Origin of the sequence: Ruminococcus sp. NATIVEDY160, from assembly GCF_045819885.1 — a bacterium.
Lineage (GTDB): Bacteria > Bacillota > Clostridia > Oscillospirales > Acutalibacteraceae > Ruminococcoides.
In genome coordinates this window covers 220,148-239,392 of record NZ_CP162391.1, presented here as the reverse complement: position 1 = coordinate 239,392, position 19,245 = coordinate 220,148, and the positions used below count along the sequence as shown (strand labels likewise).

Here is a 19,245-nt window from a genome sequence, read left to right as displayed (position 1 = left end):
AGCACATGAACAAATTGGAACGTACCATCGCGGCGGACGCTGTTATCAAGGCGGTTTTGCTGCGGCGCCGCCGCAGACGGCGCGTCAGAGCGCTGTCCCTTGCGCTGACCGTGGGCATACTTTCCGCTACGGCGGTGCTCGGTCAGCTTCATTCGACGCCGTCCTCCGCGAATACGCCGGTTCAGCCGCATCCTGCCGTTGCCGAACCGCCGAAAACCATCATTGACGCGCAGCAGACGCCGACGTCCGAACCCGAACGCGTGACGCGTTGGCACGAAATGGTGGAGGAGGTCACCACCTACGTTGACCGCACCATACCGCAGACAAACGTGGTCACCGTCACCGAGCCGCCCCGACAAACAACCGCGCCGTCTGCGCCGAAGCCGAACGCGTGACGCGTTGGCACGAAATGGTGGAGGAGGTCACCACCTACGTTGACCGCACCATACCGCAGACAAACGTGGTCACCGTCACCGAGCCGCCCCGACAAACAACCGCGCCGTCTGCGCCGAAGCCGCTCTATACCGACTGCAAAACGTATACGGCGGTGCGCGGCAACCTGCTCCTTACGGACGGCTGCGGCGTTGCCGTGACGGACAGCGGCGTTTATGCCGCCGACAGCGTGGGCGAAATGACCCGGCTTTCCCTGTCCTGTCAGCCCGAAGCCCTCACGTGCAGCGGCGGCCGGCTGCACTACAGCGACGGCAAGCAAGCCTATCTGTACGAATTAGCGTTCGGCACGGAAACCGCCGTGGACAGCGACATAGACCTCGACTATGCGGCGGAGCTGGACGGCAGGCTGTTCTGCTTTGTTGTGCGCGACGGCAAGCTGCTGCAGCTCGACCCCATCGGCGGCACGCAGGAGGTTTTGTTTGCGCACGAACGGCTCACCAACCGCCTGGAGCTTGCCGGTCACTGGCTGTTTTTCTTCGCCGACGACGAGCAAATCGGCGTGTGGGGTTCCTCGCACTACAATTTGCAGCTCTACCGCCGCGACCTGCTGACAGGCGAAACGCTCGCGCTGCTCCACGTCAACGATTCCTTTAACCTCCGCTATGCCGACAGCAACAAGGCGGTGTTCCTGATGGGCAACAGCCGCAACCAGTTCGGCTTCGGATTTGTCGAGCCGCCCTTTTATCGCTACACGGTGTATGCCAACGGCGACTACACCATTTCGGAAGAACCGTGCGACGAGGAATGGTGCGGCAACACCGCCGATTCGTTCGTGCTCTACGAACAGGCAGGCACGTGGCAGGTCTATGATTACCGTGCCGAACGCGTCACGGAAATCAGCGGATGGGAGGAAGGAACATGGTGGCGGCACGGCTGTTCGTCCGACAGCGACATCATCGCCGTTCCGCTTCAGGACGATGACGACGCCGTCCGGCTGCAAATGCTCGCGCTCGAAAACGGCGGGCCGCAGCTCACCCGCGCCGAATTTGCGCTAAAGGAGCATGAGACGCCTGTGCGGATTACCCGAGACGGCGTGTATATCGTGGAGGACGCTTCCCGATGGATAGAAAATGAGGCAGGCAACCTTGTTCCCGAAAACCGGTATTTTCTCCGCTTTCTCCCATTCAAAGCTTAAAAAGTACAAGCCCGGCTCTGCTGAACCGGGCTTGTGTTGTTTTATGCCAGCACGACGTCGTACCCGGCAAGGTACATTTGCAGATAGGTCGCGTCGCTGATGTCGATAACGCCGTCGGCGTTGGTATCGGTAACCATGCGTTCTTCTTCATAAAAGCTTTGCATTTCCGCAAGGTAACGCTGGATAGCGGTCACGTCGGAAACCGTGACGCTGCCGTCGCCGTTAATGTCGCCGCTCTTGTGGATATGTCGGGCGGTGAAGCGGATTTCCCCCATTTCCTCATAAACCGAACGGCTATACACATAGCCCTCAGAGGAAACAATGCGGACAGATACGTCGTAGTCCTTCATCGTTGAATCAAAGCTGACAAACGCTTTCAGATGGGAATTGCCGAAGCTGTATGCCGTGGTCATGCCGTCCTTTTGGCTGACGACGGCGCAGTCCTTGCCAAAGGTCAGAACCTCGCTGTCGCCGTTTTCATAGTCCACACGCACCTGCGCGCCGTCCATATGCAGCGGAATGCACTGCGCCTCGTCGCCGAAGGTGTAGCGCCGTTCAAATACCGTGTTGGGCTTTTCCAAAAGTGTAACGCTCTTTGCCACTCTGCCCTTGTAGCTCTCGGTGATGTGCAGGAGAGCAGAAACCGTGCTTTCGTCGCACGCGTAGCAGTCGCCGTAGTCAAGTGTCAGCTGCATGACGGTTTCATACTCGCCAACGTTCACGTTAACATCGGTAACGGCGATGCTTTCGCCGGGGAATGCCTCGCTGACGTATTTTTCGCCGTCCCAGTTGAGGAAGCCGTCGTAATAGGTAGAATAATCCTGAACGCGGGGCTCGTCATAGGTCACATAGAGGGAGGTGCCGTTGAGCAGGGCGGCAGTGTCGTTCATATCGCTTTCGTCATACAAAAACGTGCTGTGTTCAAAACTCATAAGACTGACGGAGCTGAGCTTGATTTTGCCGCTTGCAGAAGGAGCAAGGTATTTTTCCGTCACAAAGCTGCCCTGTTCACAGCCAAGCGCCGTGTTGAGCGCCTTTGTCGGCATAACGCCGTACTGACCGCCGCCGTAATAGAAGTAAAAATCACCTTTGCAGAGCGCGTGCCCGCTGACGGGATTCTCGCTGACAGGCGCGTCAAGGTCTACCACATAGACCATATTGTCGTAGGTAAAGGATATACCAAAGCCGTCAGTTGACTCCTTGGGATAGATTTCGTCCGCGAAATCCTCGTTGAAAAAGTTGCCGCTGTAACGGCTGCCGTATTCGGAGAAGTCCAACAGCTCGTTGTGCTCGTCAAAGAATGCGTCGATTTGTTTTTCCTTGTCGCCGTCGCTCAGTGACGACCATGATTCGCCCATTGCGCCGGCGGCAAGGCGGTTGATATCCTCCCAAAAGGTTTCCGCGCTGCGGTTCAGGGCGGCGGCGCCGCTGAGGCCGCAAAGCTGCGCCTGCTTTTGGTAGGTATAGCGGAACAGCGGTTCAAACCGTTCCTCTCCGTCCTCTCTGCTGATAAAGTCGCAGCGGACGTTATCTGTCATCGCGGCGGCGGTATAATAGGGGTTTATACGCGGATCGCTCTCGATTCCGGGATCCAGATAGTTGTCCCAGAACATCATGTTCGCGTTTTGGCTGCCGTTGCCGTATCCCGGGATTCGGGTGCAGAACAGATTTTGAACCCCGTCCTCCTCCACGCGTGTCGTTTTGTAACCGGGTGAGTCGCCGCCTGCCGCGAAAACATTGTCCGCACCTATCCACCAAAAAGCGCCGGCAACATCGCCGTGTTGCGCCGTCATTTGGTTTGTCCAGCTGCCGGGCATGGCAAACAGTACCTGCTGGGTAACGACGCCCGCAGAGGGCGTGTAAACACCCATAGTGCCGCCGCAGCCGATGCTGCCTGCCGCGCTGACAGTCACAGCGCCGGTCGCCGTGCCTGCCGTCAGAATCGCAGCGGCGGTCAGCACGGCTGCGGTCTTTTTCAATTGCTTTTTCATTGCCTTGTTCTCCTTTGGATTGTTTTTCGGAATTTCGGAGAAGAAACCGGGGTCTCCTCTCCTGTTGTCAAAGAGCGCTTGCGCGGCGTTCGCTTATAGAAGTTTACCGATGGTTTGTATGATATGCCGCGAAAACGAACTCTCATTTATTATAACGAAAAGTTTTTGTTTTTTATTTAATTTATAAAATATTTTTTGAATTTTTTTCGTCTTATTCAGTGAAAGGCTTTGACGATACCCTCCGTCCCTTTCACAAAAGCGCGAATCGCACCGAAAATATATCTCTAATTTTCTTTTGCAACGCGCGGTTCGCGCGAACCTTTTTGACGGAAATGTCAATACGGTTCCTTTCCGTACAAAAAAGACTATGGTCACTGCGGTTTTGCGGTGACCATAGGTCTTTATACAAAAAGGAATTTATGATGATTGCCTGCCGGTGACAGAGGAACGGATGATTTTTTTGAAGCGGTCTTTTCAAACTCCTCCTCGCGAATCACGAGGCTGACAATCTGCTTTGCGGCAGGAAAACCGCTGTTTACCTCGTCAATCTTCTCCTGAATTACCGCTCTTACGTCGTCAAATTCCATGTCGGGATTCGGATACACCTCGGCGGTGATTTTCCCTTGGTTGTCATAGACAACGATTTCCTTTATCGGCTCAAAGGTGACAAACTGATTCTCAATTTCCTCGGGAGAGACGTTCTCGCCGTTAGAAAGGATAATCAGATTTTTCTTTCTGCCGGTAATATAGAGATAGGCGTCCTCGTCCTTGTAGCCCAAATCGCCGGTCATCAGCCAGCCGTCCTCGGTGAGCGTCTTGGCGGTTTCTTCGGGATTCTTGTAGTAGCCCTGCATCTTCCCTATACGATATTTGAACTGAACGAAGTTTACACTGGCGAACCTGCCGGAATGTCAGATATGCGGCTAATCGTCAATAACGATCTGATTGGCTTGGGCTATGGCAAGTTTGCCCGAATTTATCATTTGGTAGACTTGGCAGCTGATATGGAGCTTTATATCCCGGCGCTCACCGCGCCTGTCGTGTTTGCCGTCAATGCTGTCGGCGACGCGCTAACCGTGTCGGTCGTGCAGTCATTTGAGGATGATGCGCTCGTGAGAGCGTTCTGTCAAGTATGCACTGAAAACGGTCTGAAAATCAATAGCAACGATATGGGAACGGAAGTGTTGGACACACTTGAAAAGGACGCGGTAAGGCTCATATGATACACCGCGTATCATTGATATTCTGCGAAAAAGCGATTAGCTTTTTTCGGGGGTTCAAGTCCCTGACGCAAATCCGCCGAAAAAAATCTTTTTATACACATAGGACATCTGAACTTCCTGTTGCAATCTGAACCCTTGATGATTCGGACACCGACAGGAAGTTCGTTTTTTGTCAGGTTTTATGCTGCTTTTCGAGCACTTCTTTTGACGATTTTATTTGGACACGAAATTCAAAAATGTTTAAAATCGAACCCGAAAAAAGGAAAAACGATGAATCCGAACCCCTCACTGTCCGGATATCAGCCGCAATTATTTGGCATTGGTTTTCGCTTGACACAAACATGTGCATAGTTTATAATCAAATAACAACACAAAACAACAGAGGTGCTTTATGAAAAAAATAATCTCCTTATTTCTCTGCGCCGTCTGCATTGTGACGCTGGCGGCAGTATCCCGGACAACAACCCTCGCCGCCGAAACAGCCGAGGTGCCGAAGCTGTATATCACCACCGATAACGGCAGCGGTCTGTCGCTTCAAAAGGAGGACGGCTACACCGACGCTCATATCAAGGTCACGGACAACGGCGAGAGCGTCGCAGACGAGTCTGTCGTCGTGAAGGTGCGCGGTAACAGCACAGCGATGGCGCGAAAGAAATCCTTCACCTTCAAGTTTTCCAAGAAACGCGATCTGCTCGGCATGGGCAAGGGCAAAAAGTGGGCGCTGCTCGCGAACCCCTTCGACCCTACCCTGCTGCGAAACTACGTCATGTTTGACTTCGCGGACGAGCTGGGGCTTGAGTACACCTCGCGGCAGAAGATCGTCGAGCTGTGGCTTGACGGCAGCTTCCGCGGCTGCTACACACTGATGGAGCCTGTTCAGGACGGCAAGGACAGGGTCGATATCGACGTTGAGGGCAATAAGGACTTCCTGCTCGAGTACGAGCGGCTGCGCACTGACGAGGGCACGTCCTACATCACCTCAAAGGGCGGACTGCGGTTCGGCGTAAGCGCTCCCGACGAGCCCGACGATGAACAGCTTGAGTACATCACAAACACCGTCAACCGCCTGACCGACGTTATGGCAAGCGGTGACAGAGAGGCAATTGAGAACGCGATCGACGTGCCGTCGTTTGCGAAGTTCTACGTCCTCAACGAGTTCGCAAAGACGAACGACTTCAACTTCAGCTCCGTTTTCTTCTACTACAAGGACGGCAAGCTCTACGCGGGCCCGCCGTGGGACTACGACCTCTCGATGGGCAACGTAAACAAGGACTTCTCCTCGAACTCCGCCTCCGCCTTCAAGACCGACGGGCTGCAGATTAACGACAAGCTCTTCTACAAGAAGCTCTGCACCTACGACTGGTTCGAGCTTGAGATCCGCAGGGAATTCGCGCGGCATATCGACTATATCCGCGACATCGGCGCCGAGGGCGGTCTTACCGACAGGCTTGCCGCTGAGTACGCCGACGTGTTCAACAGGAACTACACCGACGCGGGCTGGAAGATAAGCTACCAGATAAACGTCATGATGTACCCTCTGCCGACCTATGAGGAAAACCTCGAATTCATGAAGAACTGGTGCTGCGAGCGCACAAAGTGGATTGAGGAGCACTTCGACCCGATGTCGCTGAGATATCTCATCGGCGACTGCGACGGCAGCGGCGTTATCGACGTTAACGACGTGACCGCGGTGCAGAGCCTTGTCGCCGAGCTAAGCGACGACCCCGACGGCAAATGTGCTCTCAGAGGCGGTGTTACCGGCAACGCTCTGAGCATTGAGGACGCAACGGCTATCCAGAAATACCTCGCTGACATCGACACTCCGTACCATATCGGAGAGGTCGGAATAATGTAAAACACGGACTCCCGCAGAACACTGCGGGAGTTTGATTTTCTTGTGAACAACAGGAGAAGTTTGTGGGAAATTTGCGTTTTCCCCATTGATTTTTTCAACGCTTGTGTTACAATAAAGTCAAGGAATAACCCCCACAATAAATCTATAAAGAAAGAGGGATTTGACATGAAAAAATTATTCGCAATTATTCTCAGCGGACTTATCATATGCTCATTCGCGGCGTGCGGACAGAACAACGCAAGCTCACAGAGCTCCACCGAAGCGGCGACAACCGCGGCTGAGGCTGAGACGTCTGCTTCCGAGGGCGGCGACGTTATCACGGGCGGCATCACCGACGCGGCTTCTCCCGTAGTTCCCGACGAAGTAAAGACCGTGTTCGACAAGGCGGCAGCCACTCTCACCGGCGTAGGCTATGAGCCTGTGGCATATCTCGGCTCTCAGGTCGTAGCGGGAACCAACCACTTCCTTCTCTGCAAGGCAACTCCCACAACAGCCGAGCCCAAGACCACCTACGTTATCGTAACTCTCTTTGAGGGTCTTAACGGCGAAGCTGAGATCACCGATGTAGCTAACAGCGACATTGAGGCGCCGGCTCCCACAGACAGCGAGAATCCCATTGCCGGCGGCTACACCGAGCCCGAAACCCCCGAAGTTACTCCCGAAGCCCAGAAGGCTCTGACAAAGGCACTTGAGGGTCTTGACGGCGCTCAGTACGAGGCAAAGGCTCTGCTCGGCACCCAGATAGTCAGCGGCACAAATTACATGCTGCTCTGCAAGATCACTCCCGTTACCGCCAATCCTCAGCCGCACTACTCGATCGTGACGGTTTACGAGGATCTCGAGGGCAACGCTTCGATCTCCGACACTCATGATTTCAACGCTGCCGACGACGCTGCGGCGACCGCCGAAGCGCAGTCCGAAACCTCCAACGGCTAAGACTTAAAACAAAAAGACGTGTATCGCGCTGATACACGTCTTTATTTTTTTGATCAATACTTCTGACCTGCTCTGCCTGTGCCCGATGCAAACTGCGCGATGTACTTCTGTACGCAGGTCACGTCGAGGACGGAAACTCTGCCGTCGCCGTTTACGTCAGCAAGAGCGGTCTGGGTGTCGGTGAGTTGGACAAAGTCGACAGCGGCTCTCTGTAAAACCGTAGCGTCGTCAACGGTGACTTTGCCGTCGAAGTTGAGGTCGCCGTAGAGCTTATCCTCAATACCGTTCTCGTCGGTCACGGTCAGCGTGAGCGGAAGCGCGCCGTCGTCGAAGGTGAAGAGAAGGTCGTGACTTCCGGCTTCGAGGTTTACGATCTCAGACCTGCCGATGATCACCTTGCCCTCATGGAGAATCATGTTGCTCTCGACGTTTGAGCCTAAGTACTCGCCGTCAACGGTGACAGAGAAGATCTTGGAATCGGAATTCGTCCGGAAGCGTAAGCCCGACGAAGCACCCTTGTCCCACATGATCTCGGTATTCGGAGCCGTGATTTTCTTCGGCTCGAGGGGCTTGATCTCGTCGTAGTCGGCGTAAGCCATGATGCGGTTGCTGTTCTTTGTGAAAGCCATGCCGCGGAACTCCTCCTCGACGTCGAGGTCGATCTGACGGGTGATTACCTGACCCGCGGAGTTGCCGTTTGAGTAGGTCAGCACGTGGGTGTCTTGGTCATAGTCAACAACGATCGACACGTGGTCAAAGTACTCGCCCGAGCCGTCCCATGAGAAGAACACAAGTCCGCCGGGCTTGTAGGGCATTTCAAACGGGTCAATGTCGATATTGTAGTAGGTGTTCCAGTTGTAGGCGTCGAGCTTGTGGTGAGCCTTAGGAGCGTACCAGACGTTTTTCTGGTCGAGGTTGTACGCGAGGATCCACGAATCTGCGTCGTACTCGACCCTCGGCTCGGCACAGTAGGCGTAGTAGTACTTTTTCAGCTCGTCCTTGCTGTAGTAGCCCGCCTGATAGAGGCACCAGCTTACGAAGATCGCGCACCAGTCGCAGTCGAGGTACTGAGCGTCGCCTTCCCCGTCCATGACCCATGTCTGAGCCCAGCGGGTGTACTCGGTGTTGCCCGTGTCGTGTGCGTTCATTCTCAGCTCCTTGCCCGTCCACAGAAGTCCGTCCTCTCTCGCCTTGTCGAGGTCGGCTCCCTCGGTCGCGTAGTTCTTGTAGCCCTCCTGAGAGAGAGCGGCGGCAAGAGCCTTCTCCATCGTCGTCTTATCGCGGCTGTCCTCCAGAGCGGCGGTCAGCTTCTCGTAGTACGGCGAGCTCTTGTACTCGTCGGAATAAGCCTTGCTGTCATCGGCATGCGCCGTGAGCGAAAACATCGACGCCGCGAGAACCGCCGCGGCTGTCAGCGCGCAGAACATTCTTTTGAGTTTCATATATTTTCTCCTTCGGTTTTTTCGGATAAGACTATATTACCACGAGAACGGCGTTCACGCAAGGAAAAGAAATAATTATTTCTGCTCAGACTCCCCTGATTTATTGACAGCCGCGCGATTACATGATACAATAGCGGTACTGAACAGGCCGAAGCGACAGCTTGGAGCCGGGTCTTTACAGACAGTAGCGGATACCTGCGGGACAGTGACAACTGCGCCGCAGGTACTTTTTTATTATCCGGACATATATTGTTACAAACTCCCCAAAAACGAGAGGAGCGGTTTTTATGGTAAATCAGCAGGAGGCAAAACAGGTAGCGACGAGGGTATCTATCGTCGGAATGGCCGGCAACGTCGCGCTGACGCTGTTCAAGCTGTTCGCGGGCATTATCTCGCACTCGGGCGCGATGATCTCAGACGCGGTTCACTCCGCCTCGGACGTTTTCAGCGGAATCATCGTCATTGTCGGCGTACGTCTTTCGGCGCGCGAATCAGACTCAGACCACCCCTACGGCCACGAGAGGTTCGAGTGCGTGGCTGAAATTATCCTCGCGGTCGTGCTGTTTCTCGCGGGCGGCGCGATAGGTATCGAAGCGCTGAAGAGCATATTCACGGGCGCGTACACGGAGCTGAGCTTCCGCAATCCGCTCGCTCTTATCGCGGCTATCACCTCGATAGTCGTCAAGGAGACGATGTTCTGGTACACAAAAATCAACGCCAAACGGATCGACTCTCCCTCGCTTTCGGCTGAGGCGTGGCACCACCGCAGCGACGCTCTCTCGTCGGTCGGCGCGCTTATCGGTATCGGCGGCGCGGCTCTCGGGTTCCCGATCCTCGAGCCTATCGCGAGCATAGTCATCTGCCTGTTTATCTTCAAGGTCGCGTTCGACGTTTTCAAGGACGCCGTTGACCGCATGGTCGACCACTCATGCGATGAGGAAACCGAAGCGAAAATCAAAGCCTGCGCCGAAGAAATCGAGGGCGTTGAGCAGATCGACCTGCTGCGCACCAGGGTTTTCGGCAACAAGATCTACGTAGACATAGAAATCGGCGTTGACAGCGCGCTCAGCGTATGCACCGCCCACGGTATCGCGGAGAAGGTTCACGATGCGGTCGAGGACGGCTTCCCGCAGGTAAAACACGTCATGGTTCACGTCAATCCGTTAATTGAAAATTAATAAAGCGCCGCGCTGCCAATCAGGACAGCGCGGCGCTTTTGTATTAAGGGAATCTCTAATAATTCAATGTCGTGCAGAAGTGCGGAAGATTTATGGCAGAATGTTGTCAAAATGCCGCAGGAATACTGACGTATTCCAAGAAGTTTTGGCAAGATTATGCCGTGAAGATTTCGTGCTTATGCGCGGTAAGGGATTTTTAGAGATTCCCTTAAGTATATGAATGAGGCTTAATATATCTTTGCGAGCGCCTTGTTGAGCGGCACCGCGATCAGCGAGGCGATCACGCACTTCGCTATGTCGAGCAGAATGAACACCGAGGTGAGGGTGACGATCGCACTGACGAGATCCGCGCCCGTGTATACCATGTAGAGCGCGATTCCCGGGATATACATTACGGGAATGCCGATGATCACCGTTACGACGATGTAGCGCACAACAGTGAGCTTTCCGCCGAGCTTCCTGCCGAGCACGCCCTTGAGCAGGCTGACGAAGAACGCCGCGAGGACAAAGCCGATGATGAAGCCGCCCGTCGGTGAGAGGATCGTACCGATACCGCTCTTTGCTCCCGAGAAAACGGGCAGTCCGACTACGCCGAGCAGCACGTAGAGCAGCAGCGAGATCACCGAGTACAATGGCTTGAGGATAAGCGCGGTGAGCATTACCATGAGCACCTGTAATGTGAACGGTACGCCTATCGGCAGCGGGATAGCGAGCTGTGCCGATACGCAGATAAGCGCGGTGCAAAGCGCGATCTGTACCATTGCGAGAGTCGTGAGCTTTGCCTTTGACGGTTGAGTGTTTGCCATATCGTCAACTTCTTTCTTTGGTTTATGTTGACATTATACACCTGCGCGGTGCTATTGTCAACCAGATTATTTTGCGTTGGTTTACAAGAACCGACAGAATATTGCGAAATCTCCCCAACTGACCGCCTGCCGCTGATCACTTACCACTAAAAACTCTTGTACTTCTCACCAAAATATGGTATACTGATTAGGTATACTATTATAGCAAAGGGTGATTTGATGGCTGAGCTTACAGTCAGAACCAGATACGCGCCGAGTCCCACGGGCTTCATGCACGTCGGCAACCTCAGAACGGCGCTTTACGAGTACCTTGTCGCCAAATCGCAGGGCGGCAAATTTATCCTCCGCATCGAGGACACCGACCGCGAAAGACTTGTCGAAGGCGCGGTTGACTTCATCTACAACACGCTTAAGCTGGCAGGTCTGCAACACGACGAAGGCCCCGATATCGGCGGCGATTTCGGCCCCTACGTGCAGTCCGAGCGAAAGGATATGTACCTGCCCTACGCCGAGCAGCTTATCCGCGACGGCAAGGCGTACCGCTGCTTCTGCTCAAAGGAGAGACTCGAGAAAATCCAGAAGGAAACCGTCGGCGGCGGCTACGACAGACACTGCCGCGAACTTCCGCAGGAGGAGATCGACCGCCTTCTCGCTGAGGGCGTGCCCTATGTTATCCGCCAGAAAATGCCGATCGAGGGCAGCACGACCTTCACCGACGCGGTATTCGGCGAAATCACCGTCGAGAACAGCGAGCTGCAGGATCAGATCCTGATAAAAACTGACGGCTATCCCACCTACAACTTCGCGAACGTGATCGACGACCACACGATGGGCATTACCCACGTCGTCAGAGGCAGCGAGTACCTCAGCTCGACCCCGAAGTACAACCTGCTCTACGAGGCGTTCGGCTGGGAGATACCGACCTATATCCATCTGCCGCTTATCATGGGCAAGGACGAGGACGGCAACGTTTCTAAGCTCTCAAAGCGTCACGGCGCGACGGGCTTCTACGACCTTATCGACGACGGATATCTGCCGCAGGCGATCATCAACTACATCGCGCTTCTCGGCTGGTGCCCGAAGGACAATCAGGAGATCTTCACCCTCAAGGAGCTCGAGGAGGCGTTCGACATCAGCGGTATCAGCAAGTCGCCGTCCGTCTTTGACTACGACAAGCTCAGCTGGTTCAACGGCGAGTACATCAAGGCTATGACCGAAACGGAGTTCACCGAGGTAGCTATGCCCTACTACAAGCAGGTTTTCGGCGATAAGGAAATGCCCTATGAGAAGTTCGCGGCAATACTCCGGAAGCGCGTCACCCAGCTCACGCAGATTCCCGAAATGCTCGATTTCTTCGCGCAGCTTCCCGAGTACGAGAAGGAGCTCTTTGTCAACAAGAAGAGCAAGACGAACCTCGAGAACGCGCCCGTCGTGCTCAAAGAGGCAACCGACAGACTGCGCGCGCTTCCCGACTGGACAGCCGACGCTATCCACGACTGCCTGATCAACATGGCTGCCGAAAATGGACTCAAGAACGGCACGGTTATGTGGCCGGTCAGAATCGCCGCGGCAGGCAAGACCGTCACACCCGGCGGCGCTATCGAAATTCTCGATATCCTCGGCAGAGAGGAAACAATGAGAAGGCTCGAAATCGGACTTGAGAAGTTCTGAAAAATATAAACAAAGAAGGCTAAAGATATGTCAGAAACAACACCAAATGAGGTTATGACCGGTAACTTCATTCACGATTTTATAGACGAGGAGCTCGCCGAGGGCGGAAGATGCGAAGGAATGCAGGTTCACACCCGTTTTCCTCCCGAGCCGAACGGCTATCTCCACATCGGTCACGCAAAGGCTATCTGCATCAACTTCGGCACCGCCGAAAAGTACAGAGGCATCTGCAACCTGCGCATGGACGACACCAACCCCACCAAGGAGGACGTTGAGTACGTCGACGCTATCAAGGAGGACATTCACTGGCTCGGGTTTGACTGGGACGACCGCTTCTACTTCGCGTCAGAGTACTTCGAGCAGATGTATGACTTCGCCGTCGAGCTGATTGAAAAGGGTCTTGCCTATGTCTGCGAGCTTACCCCCGAACAGATGCGCGAGTACCGCGGCGACACCTCCACCCCCGCGAAAAGCCCCTTCCGCGACAGACCTGTTGAGGAAAGCCTTGACCTGTTCAAGAGAATGAGAGCGGGCGAATTTGCCGACGGAAGCATGACTCTCCGCGCGAAAATCGACCTTGCCTCGGGCAACTTCAACATGCGCGACCCCGTTATCTACAGAATCAACCGCATGCACCACCACCGCACGGGCGACAGCTGGTGCATTTACCCGATGTACGACTTCGCACACCCGATCGAGGACGCAATCGAGGGTATCACCCACTCTCTCTGCTCTCTCGAGTTTGAGGATCACCGTCCGCTTTACGACTGGGTCATCGAGAACATCTCCGCGCCGAGCAAGCCGCGTCAGATCGAATTCGCGCGTCTGGGCATCAACAACACCGTTATGTCCAAGAGAAAACTCCGCGCTCTTGTCGAGGAAAACCACGTCAGCGGCTGGGACGACCCGCGTATGCCTACCCTCTGCGGTCTGCGCAGACGCGGCTATACTCCGCGCTCGATCCGCTCGTTCATCGATCAGATCGGCGTTTCGAAGGTCAACTCGATCGTTGAGTACTCCTTCCTCGAGCACTGTCTGCGCGACGACCTCAACGAGACTGCCGCGCGCGTAATGTGCGTTATCCACCCCGTAAAGCTCGTAATCACAAACTATCCCGAGGGTCAGACAGAGACCTTCGAAGTTGAGAATAACCCCAACCGTCCCGAGGACGGCTTCCGCACCGTTACCTTCTCGCGCGAGTGCTGGATCGAGGCCGAGGACTTCATGGAGGAGCCGATAAAGAAATATCAGCGCCTCTATCCCGGCAACGAGGTTCGCCTCAAGTCCGCGTATATCGTTAAGTGCACGGGCTGCAAGAAGGACGAGAACGGCAACGTCACCGAGGTTTACGCCGAGTACGACCCCGAAACACGCGGCGGCAATACTCCCGACGGAAGAAAGGTTCGCGGAACTATCCACTGGGTCGACGCGGAGAACTACGTTGACGCAGAGGTAAGGCTGTACGATAACCTCTTCACCGTACCCGACCCCGACGCTCAGGAGGGCAGCTTCCTCGACTATCTCAACCCGAAGTCACTCGAGGTTCTGACAGACTGTAAGGCAGAGAAAAGTCTTGCGACCGCCGAGGCTCCAAAGAGCTTCCAGTTCATGCGTCTGGGCTACTTCTGCGTAGACAACAAGGACAGCTCGCCCGGGCACCTTGTATTCAACAGAAGCGTAAGCCTGAAGGACGGCTTCAAGAAAAAGTAATATGAAAACGGCGTTAGTTACAGGCGGCGCGGGCGGAATCGGCTCCGCTATCTGCACGGGACTCGCGAGAGCGGGCTGTCAGGTCGCCGTACATTACAACACAAAAAAAGAAACCGCCGAAGCCTTAGCCGCTCAGCTCCAGAAGAGCTGCGGCATAAAGGCGATTGCGGTTCAGGCGGACATCAAAGACAGAGAGAGCGTCAACCGAATGTTTGACAAGGTTGACAAATCTCTCGGCGGCGTTGATATCCTGGTTAACAACGCAGGCATCGCTCAGCAGAAGCTGTTCACCGACCTCACTTATGATGACTGGCGCGCTATGCTCGACACTAACCTCAGCGGCGTATTCAACTGCTCACAGGAAGCTCTGCGGCGGCACATGCTGCCCGTTCACAGCGGCGTGATACTCAACATCAGCTCGATGTGGGGTCAGGTCGGCGCGTCGTGCGAGGTTCACTACAGCGCGGCAAAGGCAGGCGTTATCGGACTGACGAAGGCTCTCGCGAAGGAGGTCGGGCTCAGCGGCGTGCGCGTAAACTGCATCGCGCCGGGTGTGATAATGACCGATATGATGAAGGATTTTGACGGGGAAACTATTCAGTCGCTCAGGGAGGAAACTCCGCTGAACGCCCTCGGCACGCCGAAGGACATAGCCGACGCAGCGGTGTTCCTTTGCTCAGACAAGGCGAAGTTCATCACGGGACAGGTTCTCGGGGTGAACGGAGGATTCATAATTTAAAAAGGAAAAGGGCTCCCGATTTGGGAGCCTTTTAATTTTAAATATAAATAAGGACAGGAGTGTGTACTCCTGTCCTCAATTTCCGTGAAGTCAGATTACTTAATCTCAACCTCTGCGCCTGCAGCCTCGAGCTTCTCCTTGATGGACTCAGCCTCTTCCTTAGAAGCCTGCTCCTTGAGAGCCTTGGGAGCGCCGTCTACGAGAGCCTTTGCTTCCTTCAGGCCGAGACCTGTGATAGCGCGGACTTCCTTGATGACAGCAATCTTGTTGCCGCCTGCGCTCTTAAGAATAACGTCAAACTCGGTCTGCTCAGCAGCAGCGGCAGCGCCGCCGTCAGCGGGAGCAGCAACAGCTACAGCAGCAGCTGCGCTTACGCCAAACTCATCCTCTACAGCGTGTACGAGCTCGGAAAGCTCGAGAACGGTGAGGCCCTTTAATTCTTCAATAATAGCAGTGATTTTCTCTGATGCCATTTTAATTTACCTCCAATATTATGTCGTTAATTTTGAATTCAGTTGCGGATTATTCCGCTGCGGGAGCTTCCTCTGCGGGAGCTGCCTCGGCTGCCTTCTTCTCGAGGCAGGCGTCAAAGCCGCCCTCGTCAACAACAGCCTGCATAACGCGCGCGAACGCTGCGATGGGCGCCTGGAATGCGCCGAGTACATTTGCGAGAAGTACGTCTCTTGTGGGCAGCTTGGAGAGAGATACGATAGTATCCATGTCTACAACAGCGCCGTCAAGATAACCTGACTTCACCTTGAAATTGTCGTGATCCTTCGCGTAACCGCAAAGAATTCTCGCCGCGGCAGCATACTCGCTGTCGCTTGTCGCAAGAGCGGTGGTACCCTCGAGAACGGGCTTGAGTTCGTCAAGACCGGCCTCCTCGCAGGCACGGGAGAGAAGTGTGTTCTTAACAACGGTGTACTTTACGTTGTTCTCACGGAGCTCCTTTCTGAGCTTGGTGTCGTCCTCAGTGTTGATACCCTGATAGCTGACAACTACGCCTGTTACGGAGTTCTTGAGTCTCTCGGAGAGCTCAGCGACAATTGCTTTCTTTTGCTCTAAAACACTCTGACTTGGCAAAAAATTTCACCTCCGGAAATGATTTATTGCGGTTCAAAAAAACGCCGCCCGAATTGTTCCTCGGACGGCAGTAAAATACAATAGAATTATTGCATCTTCCTCGGCAGGCGGATTTCTCCTTTACGCATACGCACCTGCTGTCTTTAGAACAGCATTATTTTTAAAACGAGCAGACAAGGCGGATTTAACGGAAAGATCGGTCTCCCGACAATGAGCTCAAGTTTGTTGGTAACGCATTTTTGTGAATAAATCGGCTCATCGCGTGGGCATCACGGATTATCCGTTATCCCGTCTGTTTGCTCATATTAAACTGTATAAGGCCGGCAGAAATTATGCGCCGAACTTAGTGGGGTTGATTCTTACGCTGGGACCCATTGTAGAGGTAACAGCGACGGAACGAACATACTGGCCCTTTGCGGCAGAGGGCTTAGCCTTAACGATGGCGTCCATAAGGGTGCCGAGGTTCTCGCTGAGCTTCTCGGTGCCGAAGCTGACCTTGCCGATGGGGCAGTGAATGATGTTTGTCTTGTCAAGACGGTACTCGATCTTACCGGCCTTGGCTTCCTTGATCGCCTTGGCGATGTCGGGAGTTACGGTACCTGCCTTGGGGTTAGGCATAAGACCGCGCGGACCGAGGATTCTACCGAGACGGCCTACCAGACCCATGCAGTCGGGAGTGGTGATGAGCACGTCGAAGTCCATCCAGTTTTCCTGCTGGATCTTCTGGGTCATGTCCTCAGCGCCTACGAAATCAGCGCCTGCTTCCTTAGCGAGCTCCTCGTTGGGGCCCTTGCAGATAGCGAGAACGCGAACGTTCTTACCTGTACCGTTGGGAAGTACGACAGCGCCGCGGACCTGCTGGTCAGCGTGACGGCTGTCAACGCCGAGCTTTACGTGAAGCTCAACGGTTTCGTCAAACTTGGCTACGGCAGTCTTGATGACTGTATCGAGAGCCTCGTCAGTATCATATAATTTAGTCTTGTCAACGAGCTTCGCAGCGTCGACATATTTCTTACCGTGTTTCATTAATTTTCCTCCATGTTTAGGTGGTCAAGCGGAAATCTCCTCCCACCCGGATTAGATGTTAGTCAACGACAGTGATACCCATGCTTCTCGCAGTACCTGCGATCATGCTGATTGCAGCGTCGAGTGAACCCGCGTTGAGGTCGGGCATCTTCTGCTCAGCGATCTTGGTGAGCTGCTCTTTGGTGATCTTGGCAACCTTAGTCTTGTTGGGTACGCCTGAACCGCTCTCAATGCCGCAAGCCTTCTTGAGAAGAACCGCTGCGGGCGGAGTCTTGGTAATGAAAGAGAACGAACGGTCGGCATATACTGTGATAACAACAGGAATGATAAGACCGATGTCATTCTTTGTACGCTCATTGAAATCCTTTGTGAACGCGACAATGTTTACGCCGTGCTGACCGAGTGCCGGACCAACAGGCGGAGCCGGAGTAGCTTTTCCGGCAGGGATCTGCAGCTTGATTAAGCCTACTACCTTTTGAGCCATTGTGTTTGCACCTCCAAAAATTCGTGGTAAATTGCGGAACGCCACTGTGTAGGGTTTCCTCCCACAGGGAACGGGTGTTCCCAATAAACAGCCTGCGTAAATTCAGGCAATTTATCGTTAGTCTTCAATACGCTCTGCCTGAGACAGCTCAAGCTCGACAGGCGTTTCGCGTCCGAACATCGATACGATGACGCGGACGTAATTTTCGTCGGTGTTCAACTCGTCTACAACACCAACACAGTCCTCAAGCGGACCGTCGATAATTCTCACCGAATCTCCCACAGCGTAGGAAACCTTGACGCTGCGCTGTTCTACTCCCATGCGGTAGACCTCAGCCTCGGTGAGCGGTACGGGCTTGGATCCCGGTCCCACAAAGCCTGTGCAGCCGCGGATATTGCGGACGACATACCAGGTTTCGTCGGTATAGACCATCTTGACAAAAACATAGCCCGGGTAGATCTTGTGCTCGACTTCCTTGATGGTTTCCTCACCCTTGCGGTTGACTACCTTTTCGGTGACAATCTCGGTGGGAACCTTTACGTCGAGGATCATATCCTGGAGCTGACGGTTTTCGGCGGTCGTCATAAGGTCGCCGGCAACCTTGTTTTCATAGCCCGAGTAGGTATGCACAACATACCATCTTGCTTCATAATCAGGCATTATACTGCTTCCTTTCGAAAATTAGTGATAATACTTTCTTATGCAGCCGAACCTGTGCCCATTACCAATCCGAGCAATGCGTACAGACCCGTGTCCAGTCCGAAGATAAACAGACCCATAACGATGATCACCGCGATAACGATGCCAAAGTTCTTGGTTGTCTGTGAAACAGACGGCCATGTAATCTTCTTCAACTCACCCTTGCAAGCGATAAGGTACTTCCAAAGTCTCTGAAAGACATTCGGCTTTTTCTTTTTGACGTCTTTTTTGACGGTCTTTTTAGCTTCCGCCTTTTTAACGTCGGCTTTTTTCTCGTCAGCCATCATGTACCTCCGTTATTTCGTTTCCTTGTGAGGAGTGTGTTTCTTGCAGAAGCGGCAGTACTTGTTCATGGTAAGTCTGTCGGGACTGTTCTTCTTGTTTTTCATTGTGTTGTAGTTACGCTGTTTGCACTCTGTGCAGGCCAATGTGATTTTAACTCTCATAACGGCACCTCCCGGTTATTTCGGAATATTTTTAGCCTCCCTCAGCGGGGCACAAAAAGAAAACCCCTTTTAGAGGTAAAGCTATTTTATCACACATTTACAATAAAGTCAAGTATTTTAAATCGCGTACTAAAAGTTTTTTCACAGCTTTACGTCGATTTTTCGCGGCAGGCACGCGCCTGCGGGCATATCGCGTACTAAAAGTCTTTTGTAATGAAACGTAGGATTTTCGCGGGAAGGGTCCCATATGACTTTTTCCTTCCCTATTCTCTGTCAAAACTAACTGCTAACCGCCAACCGCCGGCAAAAATACAAACCGGAGCGAAGCGACCCTTAATTTTCCATTTTCAATTTTTCATTTTCCATTA

At 53.7% G+C, this 19,245-nt stretch carries 20 protein-coding genes and 1 other annotated feature; of the genes, 9 read left to right on the top strand and 11 right to left on the bottom strand.

Translation table 11 applies throughout. From position 1 onward, the window contains the following. Nucleotides 1-5: 5 nt before the first annotated feature. Together AB1I49_RS01220 and AB1I49_RS01215 are read left to right on the top strand one after the other, a co-directional pair. Nucleotides 6-395: a hypothetical protein gene (locus tag AB1I49_RS01220; RefSeq protein ID WP_407721183.1), complete on the top strand. Its 390-nt coding sequence runs from the start codon at nt 6-8 to the stop codon at nt 393-395. Beyond that, on the top strand, nt 392-1,588 hold the full coding sequence (locus AB1I49_RS01215) for a hypothetical protein (protein WP_407721182.1): 1,197 nt from the start codon (nt 392-394) through the stop codon (nt 1,586-1,588). The genes AB1I49_RS01220 and AB1I49_RS01215 overlap by 4 nt, the downstream gene beginning before the upstream one ends. Before the next feature lie 41 nt (nt 1,589-1,629). On the opposite strand, the gene AB1I49_RS01210 is transcribed toward AB1I49_RS01215, so the two are convergent. Together AB1I49_RS01210 and AB1I49_RS01205 are read right to left on the bottom strand one after the other, a co-directional pair. After that, nucleotides 1,630-3,579: a dockerin type I repeat-containing protein gene (locus AB1I49_RS01210; RefSeq protein WP_407721181.1), complete on the bottom strand. Its 1,950-nt coding sequence runs from the start codon at nt 3,577-3,579 to the stop codon at nt 1,630-1,632. 401 nt (nt 3,580-3,980) lie between these two features. Further along, entirely contained in the window at nt 3,981-4,433 is a 453-nt protein-coding gene (locus tag AB1I49_RS01205; protein WP_407721180.1) for an acyl-CoA synthetase family protein, read from the bottom strand. Between the two features lie 63 nt (nt 4,434-4,496). Here AB1I49_RS01205 and AB1I49_RS01200 point away from each other — a divergent pair, with 63 nt between their 5' ends. The 3 genes from AB1I49_RS01200 to AB1I49_RS01190 all read left to right on the top strand — a co-directional run bounded on the left by AB1I49_RS01200 (nt 4,497) and on the right by AB1I49_RS01190 (nt 7,593). Further along, nucleotides 4,497-4,802 (top strand): hypothetical protein, encoded by a 306-nt coding sequence (locus AB1I49_RS01200; RefSeq protein ID WP_186833836.1) that lies wholly within the window; start codon nt 4,497-4,499, stop codon nt 4,800-4,802. A 391-nt stretch (nt 4,803-5,193) separates the two neighbouring features. After that, the gene (locus AB1I49_RS01195; protein WP_407721179.1) at nt 5,194-6,657 is read left to right on the top strand and encodes a CotH kinase family protein; all 1,464 of its coding nucleotides are present in this window, start codon (nt 5,194-5,196) and stop codon (nt 6,655-6,657) included. Between the two features lie 165 nt (nt 6,658-6,822). After that, nucleotides 6,823-7,593 (top strand): hypothetical protein, encoded by a 771-nt coding sequence (locus AB1I49_RS01190; protein WP_407721178.1) that lies wholly within the window; start codon nt 6,823-6,825, stop codon nt 7,591-7,593. 53 nt (nt 7,594-7,646) lie between these two features. Here the strand turns inward: AB1I49_RS01190 and AB1I49_RS01185 are convergent, their stop codons facing one another. After that, entirely contained in the window at nt 7,647-9,035 is a 1,389-nt protein-coding gene (locus tag AB1I49_RS01185; RefSeq protein ID WP_407721177.1) for a dockerin type I domain-containing protein, read from the bottom strand. Between the two features lie 287 nt (nt 9,036-9,322). Here AB1I49_RS01185 and AB1I49_RS01180 point away from each other — a divergent pair, with 287 nt between their 5' ends. Beyond that, a complete protein-coding gene (locus tag AB1I49_RS01180) occupies nt 9,323-10,213 on the top strand; it encodes a cation diffusion facilitator family transporter (protein WP_186833832.1) in 891 nt (296 codons plus the stop codon). Between the two features lie 227 nt (nt 10,214-10,440). On the opposite strand, the gene AB1I49_RS01175 is transcribed toward AB1I49_RS01180, so the two are convergent. Beyond that, on the bottom strand, nt 10,441-11,019 hold the full coding sequence (locus AB1I49_RS01175; RefSeq protein ID WP_407721175.1) for a biotin transporter BioY: 579 nt from the start codon (nt 11,017-11,019) through the stop codon (nt 10,441-10,443). Between the two features lie 219 nt (nt 11,020-11,238). On the opposite strand from AB1I49_RS01175, the gene gltX reads away from it, so the two are divergent. From gltX to ymfI, 3 genes are read left to right on the top strand one after another with little or no spacing between them, the layout of a single operon-like run. Next, nucleotides 11,239-12,690, top strand: coding sequence for a glutamate--tRNA ligase (gene gltX, locus AB1I49_RS01170; RefSeq protein ID WP_186833830.1), 1,452 nt, complete (start codon nt 11,239-11,241; stop codon nt 12,688-12,690). 27 nt (nt 12,691-12,717) lie between these two features. Then, entirely contained in the window at nt 12,718-14,400 is a 1,683-nt protein-coding gene (locus AB1I49_RS01165) for a glutamine--tRNA ligase/YqeY domain fusion protein (protein ID WP_316610334.1), read from the top strand. Between the two features lies 1 nt (nt 14,401). Beyond that, on the top strand, nt 14,402-15,139 hold the full coding sequence (ymfI, locus tag AB1I49_RS01160) for an elongation factor P 5-aminopentanone reductase (RefSeq protein WP_407721174.1): 738 nt from the start codon (nt 14,402-14,404) through the stop codon (nt 15,137-15,139). Between the two features lie 95 nt (nt 15,140-15,234). Here ymfI and rplL read toward each other — a convergent pair whose 3' ends face one another. The 7 genes from rplL to rpmG all read right to left on the bottom strand — a co-directional run bounded on the left by rplL (nt 15,235) and on the right by rpmG (nt 18,877). Further along, entirely contained in the window at nt 15,235-15,612 is a 378-nt protein-coding gene (rplL, locus tag AB1I49_RS01155) for a 50S ribosomal protein L7/L12 (protein ID WP_186833827.1), read from the bottom strand. 49 nt (nt 15,613-15,661) lie between these two features. Next, nucleotides 15,662-16,222, bottom strand: a complete 561-nt coding sequence (gene rplJ / locus AB1I49_RS01150; RefSeq protein WP_186833826.1) for a 50S ribosomal protein L10 — start codon at nt 16,220-16,222, stop codon at nt 15,662-15,664. A gap of 28 nt (nt 16,223-16,250) precedes the next feature. Beyond that, nucleotides 16,251-16,387: a sequence feature (ribosomal protein L10 leader region), on the bottom strand. A gap of 165 nt (nt 16,388-16,552) precedes the next feature. After that, nucleotides 16,553-17,248 carry a 50S ribosomal protein L1 gene (rplA, locus tag AB1I49_RS01145; RefSeq protein WP_186833825.1) on the bottom strand — a complete coding sequence of 232 codons (696 nt, stop codon included), beginning with the start codon at nt 17,246-17,248 and terminating at the stop codon, nt 16,553-16,555. 58 nt (nt 17,249-17,306) lie between these two features. After that, nucleotides 17,307-17,732 (bottom strand): 50S ribosomal protein L11, encoded by a 426-nt coding sequence (gene rplK, locus AB1I49_RS01140; RefSeq protein WP_186833824.1) that lies wholly within the window; start codon nt 17,730-17,732, stop codon nt 17,307-17,309. Between the two features lie 117 nt (nt 17,733-17,849). Next, entirely contained in the window at nt 17,850-18,392 is a 543-nt protein-coding gene (gene nusG, locus AB1I49_RS01135) for a transcription termination/antitermination protein NusG (RefSeq protein ID WP_186833823.1), read from the bottom strand. Nucleotides 18,393-18,430: 38 nt separating this feature from the next. Then, nucleotides 18,431-18,715 (bottom strand): preprotein translocase subunit SecE, encoded by a 285-nt coding sequence (gene secE, locus AB1I49_RS01130; protein WP_186833822.1) that lies wholly within the window; start codon nt 18,713-18,715, stop codon nt 18,431-18,433. A 12-nt stretch (nt 18,716-18,727) separates the two neighbouring features. After that, complete coding sequence (rpmG, locus tag AB1I49_RS01125) at nt 18,728-18,877, bottom strand: 50S ribosomal protein L33 (protein WP_186833821.1); 150 nt, start codon at nt 18,875-18,877, stop codon at nt 18,728-18,730. Between the last annotated feature and the right edge of the window lie 368 nt (nt 18,878-19,245).